The organism is Gardnerella coleohominis (assembly GCF_002896555.1).
Classification (GTDB): Bacteria; Actinomycetota; Actinomycetes; order Actinomycetales; family Bifidobacteriaceae; genus Bifidobacterium; species Bifidobacterium vaginale_F.
In genome coordinates this window covers 191,557-208,003 of sequence record NZ_MNLH01000002.1, presented here as the reverse complement: position 1 = coordinate 208,003, position 16,447 = coordinate 191,557, and the positions used below count along the sequence as shown (strand labels likewise).

18 protein-coding genes are annotated in these 16,447 nt (G+C 38.5%); all 18 read right to left on the bottom strand.

All coding sequences use genetic code 11. The annotated features are described in order from the left end of the window. Positions 1 to 59: 59 nt before the first annotated feature. On the bottom strand, positions 60 to 629 hold the full coding sequence (locus BFS05_RS02700; RefSeq protein WP_103084484.1) for an ACT domain-containing protein: 570 nt from the start codon (positions 627 to 629) through the stop codon (positions 60 to 62). A 63-nt stretch (positions 630 to 692) separates the two neighbouring features. Beyond that, positions 693 to 1,457 carry an aspartate kinase gene (locus BFS05_RS02695; RefSeq protein WP_103084483.1) on the bottom strand — a complete coding sequence of 255 codons (765 nt, stop codon included), beginning with the start codon at positions 1,455 to 1,457 and terminating at the stop codon, positions 693 to 695. 109 nt (positions 1,458 to 1,566) lie between these two features. Continuing rightward, on the bottom strand, positions 1,567 to 2,175 hold the full coding sequence (gene recR / locus BFS05_RS02690) for a recombination mediator RecR (RefSeq protein WP_103084482.1): 609 nt from the start codon (positions 2,173 to 2,175) through the stop codon (positions 1,567 to 1,569). A gap of 2 nt (positions 2,176 to 2,177) precedes the next feature. Then, positions 2,178 to 4,682: a DNA polymerase III subunit gamma/tau gene (gene dnaX / locus BFS05_RS02685; RefSeq protein ID WP_103084481.1), complete on the bottom strand. Its 2,505-nt coding sequence runs from the start codon at positions 4,680 to 4,682 to the stop codon at positions 2,178 to 2,180. 133 nt (positions 4,683 to 4,815) lie between these two features. Then, positions 4,816 to 5,280, bottom strand: coding sequence for an Rv3654c family TadE-like protein (locus BFS05_RS02680; protein ID WP_103084480.1), 465 nt, complete (start codon positions 5,278 to 5,280; stop codon positions 4,816 to 4,818). A 45-nt stretch (positions 5,281 to 5,325) separates the two neighbouring features. Then, a complete protein-coding gene (locus BFS05_RS02675) occupies positions 5,326 to 5,688 on the bottom strand; it encodes a TadE/TadG family type IV pilus assembly protein (RefSeq protein ID WP_103084479.1) in 363 nt (120 codons plus the stop codon). Between the two features lie 64 nt (positions 5,689 to 5,752). Beyond that, a complete protein-coding gene (locus BFS05_RS02670; protein ID WP_374703762.1) occupies positions 5,753 to 5,980 on the bottom strand; it encodes a DUF4244 domain-containing protein in 228 nt (75 codons plus the stop codon). Between the two features lie 245 nt (positions 5,981 to 6,225). Then, positions 6,226 to 6,945: a pilus assembly protein gene (locus BFS05_RS02665; RefSeq protein ID WP_103084477.1), complete on the bottom strand. Its 720-nt coding sequence runs from the start codon at positions 6,943 to 6,945 to the stop codon at positions 6,226 to 6,228. Between the two features lie 197 nt (positions 6,946 to 7,142). Then, positions 7,143 to 7,745: a pilus assembly protein gene (locus tag BFS05_RS02660; RefSeq protein ID WP_103084476.1), complete on the bottom strand. Its 603-nt coding sequence runs from the start codon at positions 7,743 to 7,745 to the stop codon at positions 7,143 to 7,145. A gap of 3 nt (positions 7,746 to 7,748) precedes the next feature. Next, positions 7,749 to 8,918: a TadA family conjugal transfer-associated ATPase gene (locus BFS05_RS02655; RefSeq protein WP_103084475.1), complete on the bottom strand. Its 1,170-nt coding sequence runs from the start codon at positions 8,916 to 8,918 to the stop codon at positions 7,749 to 7,751. A 117-nt stretch (positions 8,919 to 9,035) separates the two neighbouring features. After that, the gene (locus BFS05_RS02650; protein ID WP_103084474.1) at positions 9,036 to 10,349 is read right to left on the bottom strand and encodes a CpaE/TadZ family protein; all 1,314 of its coding nucleotides are present in this window, start codon (positions 10,347 to 10,349) and stop codon (positions 9,036 to 9,038) included. 65 nt (positions 10,350 to 10,414) lie between these two features. Continuing rightward, the gene (locus BFS05_RS02645; RefSeq protein ID WP_374703761.1) at positions 10,415 to 11,755 is read right to left on the bottom strand and encodes a ClC family H(+)/Cl(-) exchange transporter; all 1,341 of its coding nucleotides are present in this window, start codon (positions 11,753 to 11,755) and stop codon (positions 10,415 to 10,417) included. 139 nt (positions 11,756 to 11,894) lie between these two features. Beyond that, on the bottom strand, positions 11,895 to 12,302 hold the full coding sequence (locus tag BFS05_RS02640; protein WP_103084472.1) for a fluoride efflux transporter FluC: 408 nt from the start codon (positions 12,300 to 12,302) through the stop codon (positions 11,895 to 11,897). A gap of 3 nt (positions 12,303 to 12,305) precedes the next feature. Next, the gene (locus tag BFS05_RS02635) at positions 12,306 to 12,848 is read right to left on the bottom strand and encodes a fluoride efflux transporter FluC (RefSeq protein WP_258004209.1); all 543 of its coding nucleotides are present in this window, start codon (positions 12,846 to 12,848) and stop codon (positions 12,306 to 12,308) included. Positions 12,849 to 12,981: 133 nt separating this feature from the next. Continuing rightward, on the bottom strand, positions 12,982 to 14,283 hold the full coding sequence (locus BFS05_RS02630) for an adenylosuccinate synthase (RefSeq protein ID WP_103084471.1): 1,302 nt from the start codon (positions 14,281 to 14,283) through the stop codon (positions 12,982 to 12,984). A 120-nt stretch (positions 14,284 to 14,403) separates the two neighbouring features. Continuing rightward, a complete protein-coding gene (gene fbaA / locus BFS05_RS02625; protein ID WP_103084606.1) occupies positions 14,404 to 15,459 on the bottom strand; it encodes a class II fructose-bisphosphate aldolase in 1,056 nt (351 codons plus the stop codon). A gap of 16 nt (positions 15,460 to 15,475) precedes the next feature. Continuing rightward, on the bottom strand, positions 15,476 to 15,865 hold the full coding sequence (locus tag BFS05_RS02620; protein ID WP_103084470.1) for a chorismate mutase: 390 nt from the start codon (positions 15,863 to 15,865) through the stop codon (positions 15,476 to 15,478). Positions 15,866 to 15,868: 3 nt separating this feature from the next. Beyond that, positions 15,869 to 16,330, bottom strand: coding sequence for an Lrp/AsnC family transcriptional regulator (locus BFS05_RS02615; RefSeq protein ID WP_103084469.1), 462 nt, complete (start codon positions 16,328 to 16,330; stop codon positions 15,869 to 15,871). Between the last annotated feature and the right edge of the window lie 117 nt (positions 16,331 to 16,447).

Sequence of the window (16,447 nt, the reverse complement as noted above, 5' to 3'; positions counted from 1 at the left end):
ATATTTCTGTGTTTTCTATAATTTCCGAGTACATTCCCGAGTACATTTCAACGCCAATTTCAGCGTCCACTTCCGCCGTACACTACTGCTTCAACCTGACTTGCATCCAAACCGTATGCAGTATGCAAAGCGCGAACAGCTTCATCTATTTGTTCAACTGGAACTATAGCTGCAATACGAATTTCGGAAGTAGATATCATCAAAGTATTAATACCATGCTCACTTAAAGCTGTGAAGAACGTAGCAGCTAGACCTGAATGTGTTTTCATACCAACGCCAACAACAGCTACTTTTCCTACTACCGGAACAACATCCATAGAAGTGAACTTCAATTCATCATGCGCTTCTTCTAAAACTTTACGAACCGCTCCCATTGACGCTCCAGGAGCAGTAATAGAAATATCTGCCGTACCAGTGGAAGCACTTGCCTGCGCAATCATGTCAATATTTACATTTGCTTTTGCGAGAGTTGTAAATACTTTTGCAGCCATACCAGGAATATCTGGAATACCGCGAACTGTAATCATTGATTCACTACGATCATGTGCAACTCCAGAAATAACAGGAGTTTCCTGACCTAAATCAGGGAATAAATCACCCATAGTCGAAAGAATATCATGATTTACCATTATTACCGCCTTAAGTTCGAAGATAATTTGATATTATCTGCCAGTATTTTATTTTTATATTTTCTAATTCAAATTAGGTAAATTATCCGGATCAATATTATTTGGGACTATAAGTGTTCCGTTCCTGTGAGAGAACGAGCTTCTTACATGCAAAGGCATGCCAAAGCGTTGAGCGTATTCAACGCAGCGCAAAGCAAGCACACGCGATCCGCAAGATGACATTTCAAGTATTGAATCATAATCGATTACAGGAATGCGCTTTGCAGTCGGCACAATGCGCGGATCTGCAGTAAAAACTCCATCTACATCCGTATAAATTTCACATATATCAGCGCCTAAAGAAACTGCGAGAGCTACAGCAGAAGTATCCGAACCACCCCTACCGAGAGTAGTGTCATCCCCAACTTCGCTAATTCCTTGGAATCCGGCAACAATAGCAACACTGCCCTTGTCAAGCGCTCTGCGAACACGATCTGGCTTAACTGCACGAATATGAGCAGCGCCATATTGCGTATCTGTCATAAATCCAGCTTGAGAGCCTGTAAAAGAATAAGCGTGAGATCCTTGAGCATGAATAGCCATCGCAAGTAAACTCATAGAAATTCGTTCACCTGCTGTCATAAGCATATCCATTTCGCGAGCAGGAGGATGAGCATTGACACTCATCGCTTGATCTATTAGATCGTCAGTAGTGTCTCCCATTGCTGAAACTACAACAGCGACATCATGACCTTTAGATTTTGTGTCAAGAATACGCTTAGCTACTCGATTAATAGCATCCGTATCCGCAACGGACGATCCGCCATACTTTTGTACAATAAGAGCCAATTTTCACCCCTTGACCTTACGTTTGCAAAATCTCATGCGCATTAATGCACTAAGCCCTTCGATAGTCAGATTATCAACTATGCTCTATTATTATTTCGTTAGTCAGATACTAAACAGATTGTCGACCTGAAAAAGCGCGACTTAACGTCATTTCGTCCGCATATTCCAAATCTCCTCCAACAGGCAAACCGCTTGCGAGTCGAGTGATTGTTATTCCAAGAGGCTCAAGAAGTCTTCCCAAATATGTGACTGTAGCTTCGCCTTCAATATTTGGATCAAGAGCCAAAATAACTTCTTTAACAGATGGATCTTTAAGACGCTCAAGTAATTGAGTAATTTTCAAATCACCTGGACCAATATTGGCCATAGGATTAATAGCTCCTCCGAGCACATGGTACACGCCTGAATATTCATGCGTACGCTCAATACTCATAATGTCTTTTGGCTCTTCGACTACGCAAATTTTCGTATGGTCACGACGTGGATCTTCGCAAATCTTGCATGGACTTTGCTCGCAAACATTGCCGCAAATGTCGCAAAAACGCACACTTTCTTTTACGTCGTTAATAGCTTCAATTAAAGATTGAACTTCTGAATCTGGTTCTGAAAGTATATAAAATGCTATTCTCTGCGCGCCTTTAGGACCAATCCCAGGCAAATGCGAAAACGCATCTATAAGACGACCAATTGCGCCATCATATAACGATGTATTTCGCACTTTTATTCCTCCTTTGAACGGTATGAATCAAAAGTCTTCTTTTTCTTACCGAAATTTTTAGGATTCCGAGAATCATCTGCAGAAAAATCTTGAACTTCTTTTACTTCAAACATTTTTTTAATTTCTTCATCGCTAACTTCAACAATACTATCTAAAGATTTGTCTTCTAAAGAACACTCGTCTGAATTTGCGTAAGAAATACCAATATTTTCATCTAAGTCTGATTTATCTGAGCTAGATTCGATAAATCTAGATTCGTTAGAGCCAAATCCGTTAGAACCAGATTCATTAGAACCAAATTTATCTAAGTTAGCTTCATTCGAGTCAGATTTATCTAAAGCGTTTCGATCAGATTTATTTTCATGCGGAATATTTTGAGTATTACTAAAATCCTTTTGAATATTCTGATTACTTTTTTGCTCAACATCTTCAGACTCTGTTTCAGTTTCAGAATTTAAGTGTGAATCCAATACTGGCATCGAAGAAACATCTGCCCAAGCATCTGAAGAAGCTAGCACGCTATAATCAGCCGCAGTATTTGTACTTTCAACTGACGCTGCGTAGCCATCAGCTTTCTGAAAACCCAATTCTTCAGGTTTGTTCTTTTCTGGATTATTTTCAGGATTATTTTCAGGATTATCAGTGTTCACCGTCTTATTAGAAGTTGCAGAAGATGCAAATCCGGAAACAGAACCAGTTTTACGCATAAGCACTTCACGCTTAACTTGACGTAATCTTTCTGGAGACATCTTAGTAACAACTTCTACAGTTTCGCCATCTGAAGCAACAGAATCCGGAGCAATCATGCAATTAGCTCCAAACTCGCGCTTCACAGCATTCATAACAACAACCGGAACTTTCTGCCCTTCATAAGGATCAGTAGTACATATTGCGAGCGCAAAAGCGTACTGATTTATTGGTTTATTGAAAGTTAGAACAAGACGTTGCTTTCCATTAGCTCCTTTTACAAGATATACTTTTGTTACGCAATCTTTCGATACGTATTCTTTTACATCTTCAGGCAACGTTGAAACAACTTTATCCCACATATCATCTGTAGTAAGTTGTTTTTTAGGTGATTTAGACGCGTAATTATCTTCTATTTGATTCACACTAGGACTATTATTTGAATTTTTCTCACTTGATTGCTGAGTCTGAATATCTGGCCAACCGGATTCTTCTTGAATATTAACGGTATTATTTTCTTCAGATTTATTTGAATGATTTTCAGGAATAATCGGCATATTCTTGTTAACATTGCTATTGGAAGTATTATTAACAACATTATTAACAGCATTATTAACGGTTGAATTAGCAGAAGAGCGATTTCTTCTTGCACCCGCAAAACCACTTTTAGTTTCCGCAGAATAATTATTCACTGCTTGAGAAGATGAAACTCGATCCTCATGCTCAGAAAGTAAACGAGCCATAAGAATTTCCAAGTTCATTCTAGGCGAAACAGCACTTGCCATACCGCTTAACGCAGAATTAGTCATTTCTGCCATGCGCGACAAATCAACAAGATTCAATTTTTCTGACTGACGCTTTAATTCAGACAATTCCTCTGGAGCTAAATCATCCAACAATCCAGAAGTTGCATCAATTCCAGCAGAAACAATAAGCAGCAAATCTCGCATGCGACCAAGCAAATCTTCCACAAACTTGCGAGAATCAAAACCACTAACAACTACTCTATTAACAACTTCATAAAGTTTCGCTCCATCGTGATCAATTAAAGCGTCTATAACTTCTCCAATAAGCGAACTTGGAGTAAAACCTAATAAAGCTACAGCTGAATCTAATGAAATTTTCCCATTTACAGCACAAAGCATGAGCTGATCCAAAATCGAAAGAGTATCTCTCATAGAACCACCGCCAGCGCGCATAGCTAACCTTAATACTCCCGGTTCTGGTTCTATTTTTTCTTTCTTACAAATTTCTTCAACATACGGACCCATTATTTCAGGAGGAACCAGCCTAAATGGATAGTGATGAGTACGAGAACGAATAGTCCCGATTACTTTATCTGGCTCAGTAGTTGCAAAAATAAACATAACATGCTCAGGAGGCTCTTCCACAATCTTTAGCAAAGCATTAAATCCTTGCGGAGTAACCATATGAGCTTCATCTAGTATGAAAATCTTATATCTATCTCTAGCTGGAGCAAATCCTGCACGTTCGCGTAATTCGCGAGCATCATCGACACCGTTATGACTTGCAGCATCTATTTCTACAACATCTACAGACCCAGACCCGCCAGTAGCTAAATCTTTACAACTTTGACATTTTCCACAAGGATGAGATGTTGGACCTTTTTCGCAATTTATACAACGAGCCAGTATTCGCGCTGAACTTGTTTTTCCACATCCTCTAGGACCTGAAAATAAATATGCGTGAGTAATTTTCCCTTGATCAAGCGCTCTACATAATGGAATAGTTACCTGATCTTGACCTATAAGACCATCAAATGTATCCGGACGATACCGTCTATACAATGCAAGAGCCATAACTACCCACCATCACCTGATTAATAACATATAGCCTTTTAAGCCTAGCAGAATCCACTACCGTAAAACTCTTATAATACTACACTTAACAAGCATCAATACAGCATATTTTTATTGACATATCAGCATTCTGCTACTCATCGCATGAAATCAATCCAGCTTTAACAGTTTCAACAATCTTAGGAATAAATGGGATTCTAGTTTGAAGATTTACTTTTAAAGTCACATCATCATTTTCTGATTTGCACGATTCCAGAGTTATTCCATTGGCAGAAATAATACTTTGAGCAATAGCGCACTCATTGTTCCCATCCATTTTTTGTAATACTCTAGCTCCTGATAGTGCCGCGGAAGAAGCTACAGCATGAACTCTATGCTTTTCAACTAACACGTATCCTATATTTACGGACAAAATAAGCATGGAGCAGACGACGATTATCAACCCTATCCCCAACATAGTCCCCGAACCATCATCTGCTCTATGCAAGCATTTATCCTTACGACAATAGTTTTTTGCCGAGGATAATTTACAATACGAAGTAATACTTTTTAAAAGCATTACAATCTTACGCAATACGCTTTTGCTATATTGTGTCATTTCAATACTTTTCTAATTATTATCTCGTTGAACATAAATTAAATTTCATGTAACTATCTGCTTGATATCACTATGAACTACTGTTGGAAGAATATGCATAGGATCTGGAATAACAGGGCAACTTACTGAAATATCAACATTGTTACCATATTTTTTAATATTCAAAGATGCTTCTGGACCTGCAATCTTATGTACAACATCTTCCAAAGGCGTACTGTCTTTGTATGCAACCAAATGATAAGCCACTTGCTGAGCAGCGTCGTGACAATTCATTATGCATACTACTGTGCGACCAACGCCAAATAGAACCAGTACAAGTACAACTACAGCGGGCAAAACCACAGAAAATTCCGCTGTAACAGCACCACTATCAAAATAACCTTTTGCTCTTTTTTGCTTATTTAACATAGATAATTCCCCCAAAATATCAACGTTATTAAATTTATGCAACGAGCATTCAATACTCTTCTACTTATTCAATATGCAAAGCGCGTTTTACTAAATCGTTAAGCATGTTACGAACAGCGTCTGATTTCAATATAGCAACCAAAAGAGCAGCAAATCCTGTAGCTGCAATAAGCACAACAGCATATTCTGCAGTAACAGCACCACTATCTTTAGATTTCAATTTCTTATACCATTTCTCAGTTGCACAGCATAACGATTCTTCTGCATTCAATAACAATGAGCTAATGCGCATAGAACTCAAACAGCCCCACGTGCACAATTTTTGTACAGCCCCAACCATTATTGTCAACCTTTCTTTTTATTTAATCCGAAATTTTCGGATATCGTTATTTTCACATAGATAATCTTCATAACAAAGCAATTTTTATTAATGTGGTCAGAAGTTAATATGCATTGAAAAATAAGCAAAACAAGGCGAAAACATAAAGTTCTAATCTAAATTTTTATATATTTGATAAAATTTCCGTCTTAAAACTTCTACTGCATAAAAGAAGCAACCGTTGGCAAAATACCTATGCTAATAAATGCAGGTAGAAAACATAAACCCACTGGCAACAGTAATCTAACAGATAATTTTGCCGCCTCTTGCTTAGCAATATTTCGCATACTATCGCCATAATTTTTTAACACTGCTTTCAATACCGGCAACGCTGGAACGCCATTATCCCACGACTCTCGCAATGAAGTCGACAACCATTGAGCAAGCAAAGGGAAAGAGCTTTTATTACGTTTAAACCTTAAACGTAAGTTACGATTCCTATCAGTTAAATTCTTTGAAGCTTTACTCATATTGCAATCAAACAAACTAACGTCAAAATCGCATAAAACATAAGTCGGAGACCAAGCTTCCCTCCATGTACTACCACGCATAAGCGCGTATGAAACAGCTCGTAACCATAATCCTTTACTTTCTGAAAAAACACTTCCAACAGCATCTAAAGCATAAGGTAAAGAAGCGCCACTTGATAGCGCAACTATAATCATATTTAAACCTAGAATTGAGTTAATAGATACTGATTTTTTACGATAATCATAACTTTTATTTAAAGCCATTACATCTTTAGATTCACGCTCTAGCAACGAATCATAACCTCGTCTATAGCTTTCATAATTCCATACAATAATGCTTATCAGGCATGCTATTAAAAACAGCTGCTCTAAAGCATTCATAACATTAATAGAGCTAACACCACTCATAAAATCCCCCAAATTTTATAATTAAATCCACGATTTTATAGTCGATAAACAAACTAACTTTCTACGCTCTAAAACGAGATCAAGAAAAACAAAATCAAACGCTAAGCCAAGAACAAACCAAGATTAAAACAACATTGAACGCGCAAAATACATGTAAACACTTGTAAACACATATAAATACATATAAACGCTTGATTTCATTCGTTATCAATCATCATGTTTTTCCGCGATTTAGACATCATAGTTTTAACCCAGATCACACCTGCAATATAACTAAATAAACCGACTGTTAACATACACCATCCTTTAGGAGAAGAAATAAGAAATAACAAGGGATTTGCTCCCATAATTTCTCCAGCAATTAAAGTCAATAAAGGCAAAGCTGTTAACAATGTTATAGTCGCTTGCGGCATTGCAAGAACTTCAGAGCGTAAAGCTTCCGATTTGCATTGATAATGGTACGAGTCAGCTACAGCATCTACACAATCAGCCATAGAGCATCCAAGATTATTGCTCAGCTTATACGCAGCCATCAAAGAATAAGCAATATTATTTATATCATTATCAATTGCACTTTTATTTTTCTTACTGCTATAAGATTCGCAACGAGCGCGCAGCCACTTAGCAATAATTTCTGCACTCATACTCGTAAATTGATATGATTTTTCAGAATAATAATTATCAGAATCCGCTTTTTCAACATATACTGCGCCAAAAATCACATCATGAAATTGAGCGCCCGAAGAAAGCGCAGCAGATAAACTCGCAAGAGCTTCCTCAATACATCTAGTTTTACTCATAAATCACCTTCTTTTTATCAACTTCCACTTTCCAGCAAAAACAGGCCAAAGTTTTGTAGCTTTTAAGTGAAAATTACCAACTCCCTTATCTTCAACCATTTGAATAACCGGAATACCTTGTAACACCATATTTTCAGCATTATTGTTAAAACCTGCAAAACGAGAATAATCATCCGAACCGCTACTAAGCACACCAATTTCACGAATCATGCGCTTATTATTTATTCGTTCAACATGAATTACTACATCAAAAGCACCAGCAGCTAAAGCACACAAGGCTCTCGGCTGCAATCCTGCTAATAATCCTAAAGCCATAAGCCTTGCTGGAACTTTATAAACATCATCTGCGTGTAATGTAGTCATGCCACCATGATGTCCTGATGTAAAAACACGTAACAAATCAGCTATTTCTTCACCTCTGCATTCCCCAAGAACTATACGATCTGGGCGCATACGCAAAGTTGCTTTTACAAGTTCAGGTAAACCAACTTCGCCTTTACCTTCTACATTTGATTCACGCGTGCTTAAAGATACGTAATCGCCTTTCAAACCGCATAATTCCCTTGTTTCTTCAACAGAAACTATGCGATCATTCCCATCTGCTTCAGAAAGTAAAGCCTTCATTAAAGTTGTTTTTCCAGACCCCGTACTTCCAGTAATCAATATATTTGCTCGCATACGAACAAGAGACGAAAGAATATACTTCATCTCTAACGAATACATACCTTTTTTATAAAGCATGTCTAAACTACAAATTCCTTGAGAAGGAAAACGAACAGCTATCACAGCTCCCATAGATACAATTGGAGCTAAAATTGCATGTATTCTTATCCCAGACGCACTAGACACATCTGCTATAGGGCATGCGTCATCAAGTCGTTTACCCAACTGAGCACAAAGCCAAACAGCATACTTACGTAGCACATGAGGATTATTCATTGGGATTCTTGAAAAACGCTCCCTCAATCCTTCCCCATAATCCACCCACAAACGACCATTTTCAGTAATAACCATATCTGTTAAGCGCGAATCGTTAACAAACTCTTGTAAAACCCCAAAATCAATATCTCGAACACAAGAAGATTTTGAAGAAAAACTTAACTCTGAATCATGATTAAAATTACGATTATTTGTAATCTGCGCTAAAGATTTATTATTGCTATCTAAAATCATGCAATTCCCTTCACTTTATCCCAATAAATTCTCATATAGCTGGAATCTCATATCCCCAAATTCATACTTAAATTCTTATATCCCCAAATTCTCATATCCCCAAATTCTCATTCCGATTTACTCGTCATCAGATAAACAAAATTCAGAAACGCAATTCGCTAATCGCTCAATCACTTGACGTAAAGACGTAGGGATTTTACGAATACCGTATCCTTCAATAATGTCTTCGTGCATGCGCGAATTGTATTTAATAGGACCCATAACATTCTTAGACAAATACTGCGAAGCTTCATCGCAATCAACAACACACAGTTTTGCAGATAAGCCATGAGGCATAATCCCAACAACAACTGACTCGCGACCGATTTTAATAATATCTTTAAAAATTTCTTCTCTAGCTTCTTTAGAAGAACAAGAAGACAGGCGTTCGATCAACAATTCTTTTACAACAGAAAGTTGATAATTATACGCGCGCATACGAGCCATTCCTAAAACGGAAAGTTCACTAGCATAAACACTAAAGCAATAAGCTAAACCTGGAATTGTATTAAAAACATTAAAAGCATTCATGCCAGCACCCACATCAACAATCACAAAATCATGGCACTGAGCTAAACCACGAATTGCAGAATCTAATAACCAAGGCTTTAAAAATAAAGAATCACTTATATTCTTAACATCTTCGCTTTTTATATCAGAATCATTCTTTGGGATAATACGACCAATTGCTCGCCAAGGAGCGTAAGCGAGAACACCAACCCCATTCCAATAAATAAGCTCATCTTTTAACACATGCCCGTCTAATTTACCTAATGGAGCTTCAACTTCTTGTAATCTTCTGCCTTCATCTGATTCTAAGCCGAGCAAAACATCTAAACCGCCATGAGGAATATCAGCATCAACAAAAGCTACAGAATAACCACACGAGCTTAAATGCAAAGATAACATTGCAAGAGTTGTACTAAGCCCAACACCATCAATTGCAGAAGAACCAACTATTACATTCGAAGGAAATAATTCTGGAGAAACGTATGAATAATCTTTGCCAAAAAGCGAGATAGCAGCAGCATGCGGATAAACAGTAGCTCTACTAGCATAAATACTTTCAGACGAACCTTCAGACGAAGCTCCAGACGAACTTTCAGACGAACCTTCAGACATGCCTCCAGACGAATCGTCTGATTTTTCAGTTACATCACTCGAGTCAGAAAATTCCGAATCATAATTATCAGAAAGTTTTCCAAAAACATTACTTTCAAGAAAATTATCATCAAAAGCGCTATACGAAGATAAAATCGTACGATCGTCTAATTCATTGTCTGCAAAACGGCCATTATTCAGCTGCTGCCTATAATTCGCATACGAATCCGATAAATTCGAATTAGCGATAGCGGCGTTATTGGCGTTATTTATATTATTTAAATCATGCATGGAACTATTACATAGCAACAAAATCCATAGCACAATATTTTTTAATCAATGTGGTCAGAAGTTCACTAATTCACAGACTTATCCACAAAAACAGAAGGATCGTTATCGTGTTCTGCAATATAACGCTCAAGTAATTCACCATAAATAGGCTTAGTTTTCAAAGCATCAGACACTAAAAGAGCTATAAAAGCAGACGCTGCAACAGGCAACATGTGAATTAGCGTTCCAGACATTTCAACAGTTAGCAAAATTGAAGTAAGCGGAGCCTTAACAGAAGCAGATAATGTACCAGCCATTACGCACACAGCGAATACGGATATAAACTTTGAATCAACTCCAAAATGCAAAGTTATAAACCTTGACATTACGCCACCAGCAAGTGCACCAACAGCAAGAATTGGCATGAAAATACCGCCAGGAGCACCACATCCAAAGCTAGTTGAAGTAAAAAGCATTTTTACTATAAATAGAACGCAAAGGAAACTAAAACTTATCTTCCCATATTCTGAAAGGCGCACTAAGTTAGATCCGCCACCCAAAACTTCTGGAATAAAAAGTCCAACTGGTATAGCTATAAGACATGCAATTATTGTTGGAGACCATTTCGGCATATGCTTATATAAAGTTTGCAATCCAAGCAATGAACGATTCATTAAAGAACCTATTAAACCTGCAAAAACACCTAATGGAATAATCCAAAAATGCAAACTGATTGGTAAATCAGGAATATTGCCAAAATCTAAAACCGGCTTTAATCCTAAACAAGTTTGAGCAACAAAATCGGCGCACAACGAAGCAACCGCTGCAATAATAAGCACTGAAGAAGATAAACCATGTCTAACTTCTTCGAGTGCAAACATCAATCCTGAAAGCGGAGCGCTAAAAGCCGCAGAAAGTCCAGCTGCAGCGCCAGCTGTAACCATATAGTGCTCAGATTCATCTCCGTGAGATGATTTTCCGCGTAAAATTCGCGAAAGCATCTGACCGCCGCACGCACCAATTTGAATAGAAGGGCCTTCCCTTCCTAATGAAAGTCCGAGCAAGGAACCAATAAGGCCGGCTACAAATCGCACTGGAAGTATTGTATTCCATCGCATATTTAAACCGCGATTTTCATATCCAACAACTTGAGGAATACCACTTCCAGACGCCATCGTCTCTTTTCGGCTCATCCACCCTATGCACGCGCCTATTATCACAGCAGACACAACAAGAACAAATAATATAATTAGCGATATTTTAGTAGGTTGCTTCCAAACTTGTGAATAAACCCAGCGGGCTATATCTGTACCATATTCAATACCAGCACGATACAAAACAACTAATATTCCCGAAACGATACCGACTAGTGCACCTGCACCTACTAGTTTCCAATGAAAACGATTAATAGTATTTCTAAAGCTCAAATCAATGCTGTGCACACAATCGCTAACTTTTTCCCGAATCACTGCAAACCTATTCTTGAATCAAATAGCAAACAAAACATGAAATATTCTAACATTCCAACAAATAATAAATTACAGCAGAATATAAAATATTTAGACTTTAAAATAAGAAAACAATAAAAGAAGTTCCAACGTATCCTAAAGTTGCGGCTAAAAATGGCAGAATTAACTCAGCGAAAATCAAGAATATTCCGTCTTTAAAACGCCTATTTTTAACGAGATATACTCCTTCAAAAATTGCTGTAGAAAAAGTCGAGTAACCTCCCAAAAATCCTACAACCATTATGAATACTAAATTCATTCCCAATATTGCATGAAGCGCTAAGAATAAATTAGATGCAACACCAAGAGCAAAAGAAGCAATGCAATTTATCCACAATGTAGCTACAGGAATATTACTCTCATAGGATCTAGTTATTCCCTTAGTCATAGCGCATCTACAAACAGCACCTAATCCGCCGAAAATACACGGCAAAATAAACATAAAAGCAGTATTCAGAAAATGCATGATTCACCGCCTTACTCTTAAATCAGGTGACTTTTTCGCTCGCTTTGAAAGAATGCAGCTAGCGATTTTGTCTCCAATCCATATCCCGATAAAAGTTAAGATAATTGCAATCACTACCGAAAAAACCATTCCCAAAATAGAAAATATTCCTTGGGTACCCATTGATGCAACAGCGCCTTCTAAAGCGAAAGTGGACATAGTTGACAATCCGCCACAAAAACCAGTTCCTAAAGCATAACTATATAAAGTTTTACGCTTTGAAGAGCACGCGGCAACGACTAACGAACTAACCATCGCAAAAATAAAACATGCAATCATATTGGACAAGAAAGTGCCAAGCGTGAGTTTAGTAGACATAAGAGAATAATTTATGCTCATAGCAGATATTACGCTACGAACAATCGCTCCGCACATTCCGCCGAGAAAAACTAATAAATACAACTTACGATTTGTGTATGGGGAACGTTTATTAACTTTAGTATGCTCTAGATTAGTAGAACTATTTCGGTTTCTATTTAACTTAAGACTACTATCATTCTCTCTCACTATTTGCTCCTCTATCAATTAACACAAAATACCTCATACTAAACCAAAACGACACTCTATTTTAGAAGTGCCGTTTTGATAAATTAATCATACGAAGCGAATAACGCGAAGTTAATCACGAGCAATTTATATCTCAATCCACTAACGAATGAACGCTAATAATATGATCACGCTGTGGGCCAGTACCAATAGCAGAAATACGGCAATTTGAAAGCTCTTCCAAACGCTTTACATAACTTTGAGTATTTTCTGGCAAATCTTCAAACTTATGAATTTGAGAAATATCTTCACCCCAGCCTGGGAGCATCTCATATACTGGTTTTGCAGAAGCGAACAAAGACTGATCTACAGGCATTTCATCCATGCGCTTAACAGTTCCATCCGCCAAAGTCACGTCATAAGCCACGCAAACTGGAATCTCCTCCAAACCGGTAAGAACATCCAACTTAGTAAGCACAATATCTGTTAAACCATTAACGCGAGATGCATAACGGGTTACAACAGAATCAAACCATCCGCATCTACGAGGACGGCCAGTAGTAACGCCATACTCATGACCATGCTCACGCAGCCAATCGCCCTTCTCGTCTAAAAGCTCAGTAGGGAAAGGACCTTCGCCAACGCGTGTGATATAAGCTTTAGCAACTCCAATTACGCGATTAATTCTTGTAGGGCCAACGCCAGTACCTGTGCAAGCACCACCTGCAGTAGGATTTGAAGAAGTAACGAATGGATAAGTACCGTGATCCACGTCAAGCATTGTTGCCTGACCGCCTTCAAACAGAACAGTCTTACCTTCATCCATAGCTTTATTAAGCATAAGAGAAGTATCAGCTACATAAGGCTTTAAACGCTTGCCGAGTTCTATAAGCTGAGCAGTAACTTCATCTATATCAATAGGATGCTGGTTATAAAGCTTAACAAGCATCTGATTTTTTTGATGCAGGCTAGCTTCAACCTTATCGCGCAAATGCTCAGAGTTAAACAAATCGTGAACGCGAATACCAACTCGGTTAATTTTATCTGCATAAGTAGGTCCAATACCGCGACCAGTCGTACCGATCTTATGCTTTCCTAAGAATCGTTCTGTAACTTTATCGATTACTCGGTGGTAAGGAGTAATAACATGTGCTTCTTCGCTTACTAACAAGCGGGAGCAATCTACGCCGCGAGATTGCAAAGCATCAATTTCTTCAAAAAGAACTTCTGGATCAACAACAACACCGTTGCCAATCACTGGCGTAACATTTGGCGTAATAATACCGCTAGGCAACAAGTGTAATGCGTAGGATTTATCTCCAACTACAACTGTATGACCAGCATTGTTTCCACCATTGAAACGCGCTACAACATCTACTTTAGAGCCAATTAAATCTGTTGCTTTGCCTTTACCTTCGTCACCCCATTGAGCACCGATAAGCACAATTCCAGGCATGGAACACCTCCATTATGAGCTTTGTAACAGCTCAAATCGCACAAACCCTACTCGACAAGACTAGCGCGACGCCCATACCGAATATAGAAATAAGAAATGTAAATTTAACAGCTAAAGCAACTATTTCAACGCTTTACCAGCAGATCCAAGTTGTACACACGCTTCAACTACTCTTTGAGCCATGGCGTTTTCAGCCTCTCTACCCCACGAACGAGGATCGTAAAGCTTTTTAGCACCTACTTCACCATCTACCTTTAAAACAGCGTCATAATTTTGGAACATATGACCTGCTATAGCACGCGTAAAAGCATATTGTGTATCCGTATCAATATTCATTTTGACTACGCCATAACGAACAGCTTGCGCTATTTCTTCAGGACGAGATCCTGAACCTCCGTGGAACACAAGTAGGAAAGGCTTATTCGATGCACCGAAACTACGGGAATCACACTCAGTTTTATACTTCTTGTACACAACTTCTTGAATTTCTTCAAGTAATTGCGGACGCAATTTCACTACTCCTGGCTTATAGGATCCATGAACATTACCAAAAGTGAAAGCAGCCATATAAAGACCACGCTCACATAATCCTAATCGTTCTACAACGCGCAATGCATCTTCAGGAGTGGAATACAATCGCTCGTCTATATCCGCGCGATGTCCATCTTCTTCTCCGCCAACAGCGCCAATCTCAATCTCAAGTACTGTATGAGCTTTAACAGAAGCATCAAGTAATTCTTCTGCAACATCCAAATTATGATTCAAAGAAACAGTTGACCCGTCCCACATATGAGATTGGAAAAGTGGCTCTTTACCTTGTTTAACTTGTTCTGTTTCATGTTCAAGAAGTGGGCGAATCCAATCATTCAAATACGGTTCAGCGCAATGATCAGTATGAAGAGCAATAGAAATATTTGGATATTTAGATGCTACTTCGTGGGCAAACGCTGCGAATGCAAGCGAACCAACAACTCGATTATTAACGGCCTGACCCGAAAAATATGCGGATCCGCCTACAGAAACTTGGATAATACCGTCAGATTCCGCTTCAGCAAAACCCTGAAGAGCAGCATTTAAAGTTTGCGTGCTCGTAACATTTATAGCAGGATACGCATATCCACCTTGAGTGGCTGCATTAAGCATCTGCTTATAGCGTTCAACGGTTGCAATAGTCATATTCTTATTATTGCGCTTAGTGCGCATATTGAGAGCGATCAGCAATACGCTGGTGCCTCTTCTTTGCCTCCGAAACAACAAACTCATGATAAGCTTGCGCAATTGAAGTTTCTAAACCAACGTCTTGTGCAATTTTATTTAAACGCTCAATTTGCTCTTTTTCACGCTTTGAATCGTAAGGAGCAAAACCATATTGCGCCTTAATTTCTCCTACGCGTTTTGTGAATTCAAATCTTTTAGCGAGCAAGCGAATAACATCTTCGTCAACGCTGTCAATCGATTGACGCAACTCGAAAATCTTCTCCACGGCATCAGCCGAATCAGGATGCCTTAAAACTTCGAGAGCGTCAATCGTCGACTCATTAGAATCTGACTCTAAAGTCTCAAAATTAGAAAAATCACTCATACTTTAGTCGAAGTATGTTTGCAAAACCATCGTTGTCTCAGTGCTTACTGGAACAGTACGGTGGATAGTATTAATCAATTCTTCCAACTTACCTGGGGTTGCTACGCGCACAACAAGCATAAAGCTTGGGCTTCCAGTAATGGAATAGCATGCTTCAATTCCAGGAATATCTTGCAACTTTGCCGGAACAGTAGCTTCCTGTTCAAAATCTAACGGAGTAACAGTAACAAACGCGCTAATAGGCAAACCTCGACGTTCATAATCAATTAACGCACGATATCCTGTAATAATGCCCCTACGTTCAAGTTTCTGAACTCTAGATTGGACAGCAGAAACCGACAATCCTGAAGCTTTAGCAAGACGTGTAAGAGTAGCACGTCCATCATGCTCAAGAATATCCACAATTATTGCATCTGTAGAATCCATACTTGCACCATTCTCAATCCTGCTAGTATTACTAGTCATACGGCCTCCTCCATACTCATTCAGCGTTGGCCGAAATCGACGCTACGCCACCTGCAGTCACTTCAGCTTACAGTATTTTTTAGCTAAAAAGAATAAAAATTTAAGAAAAATATTATT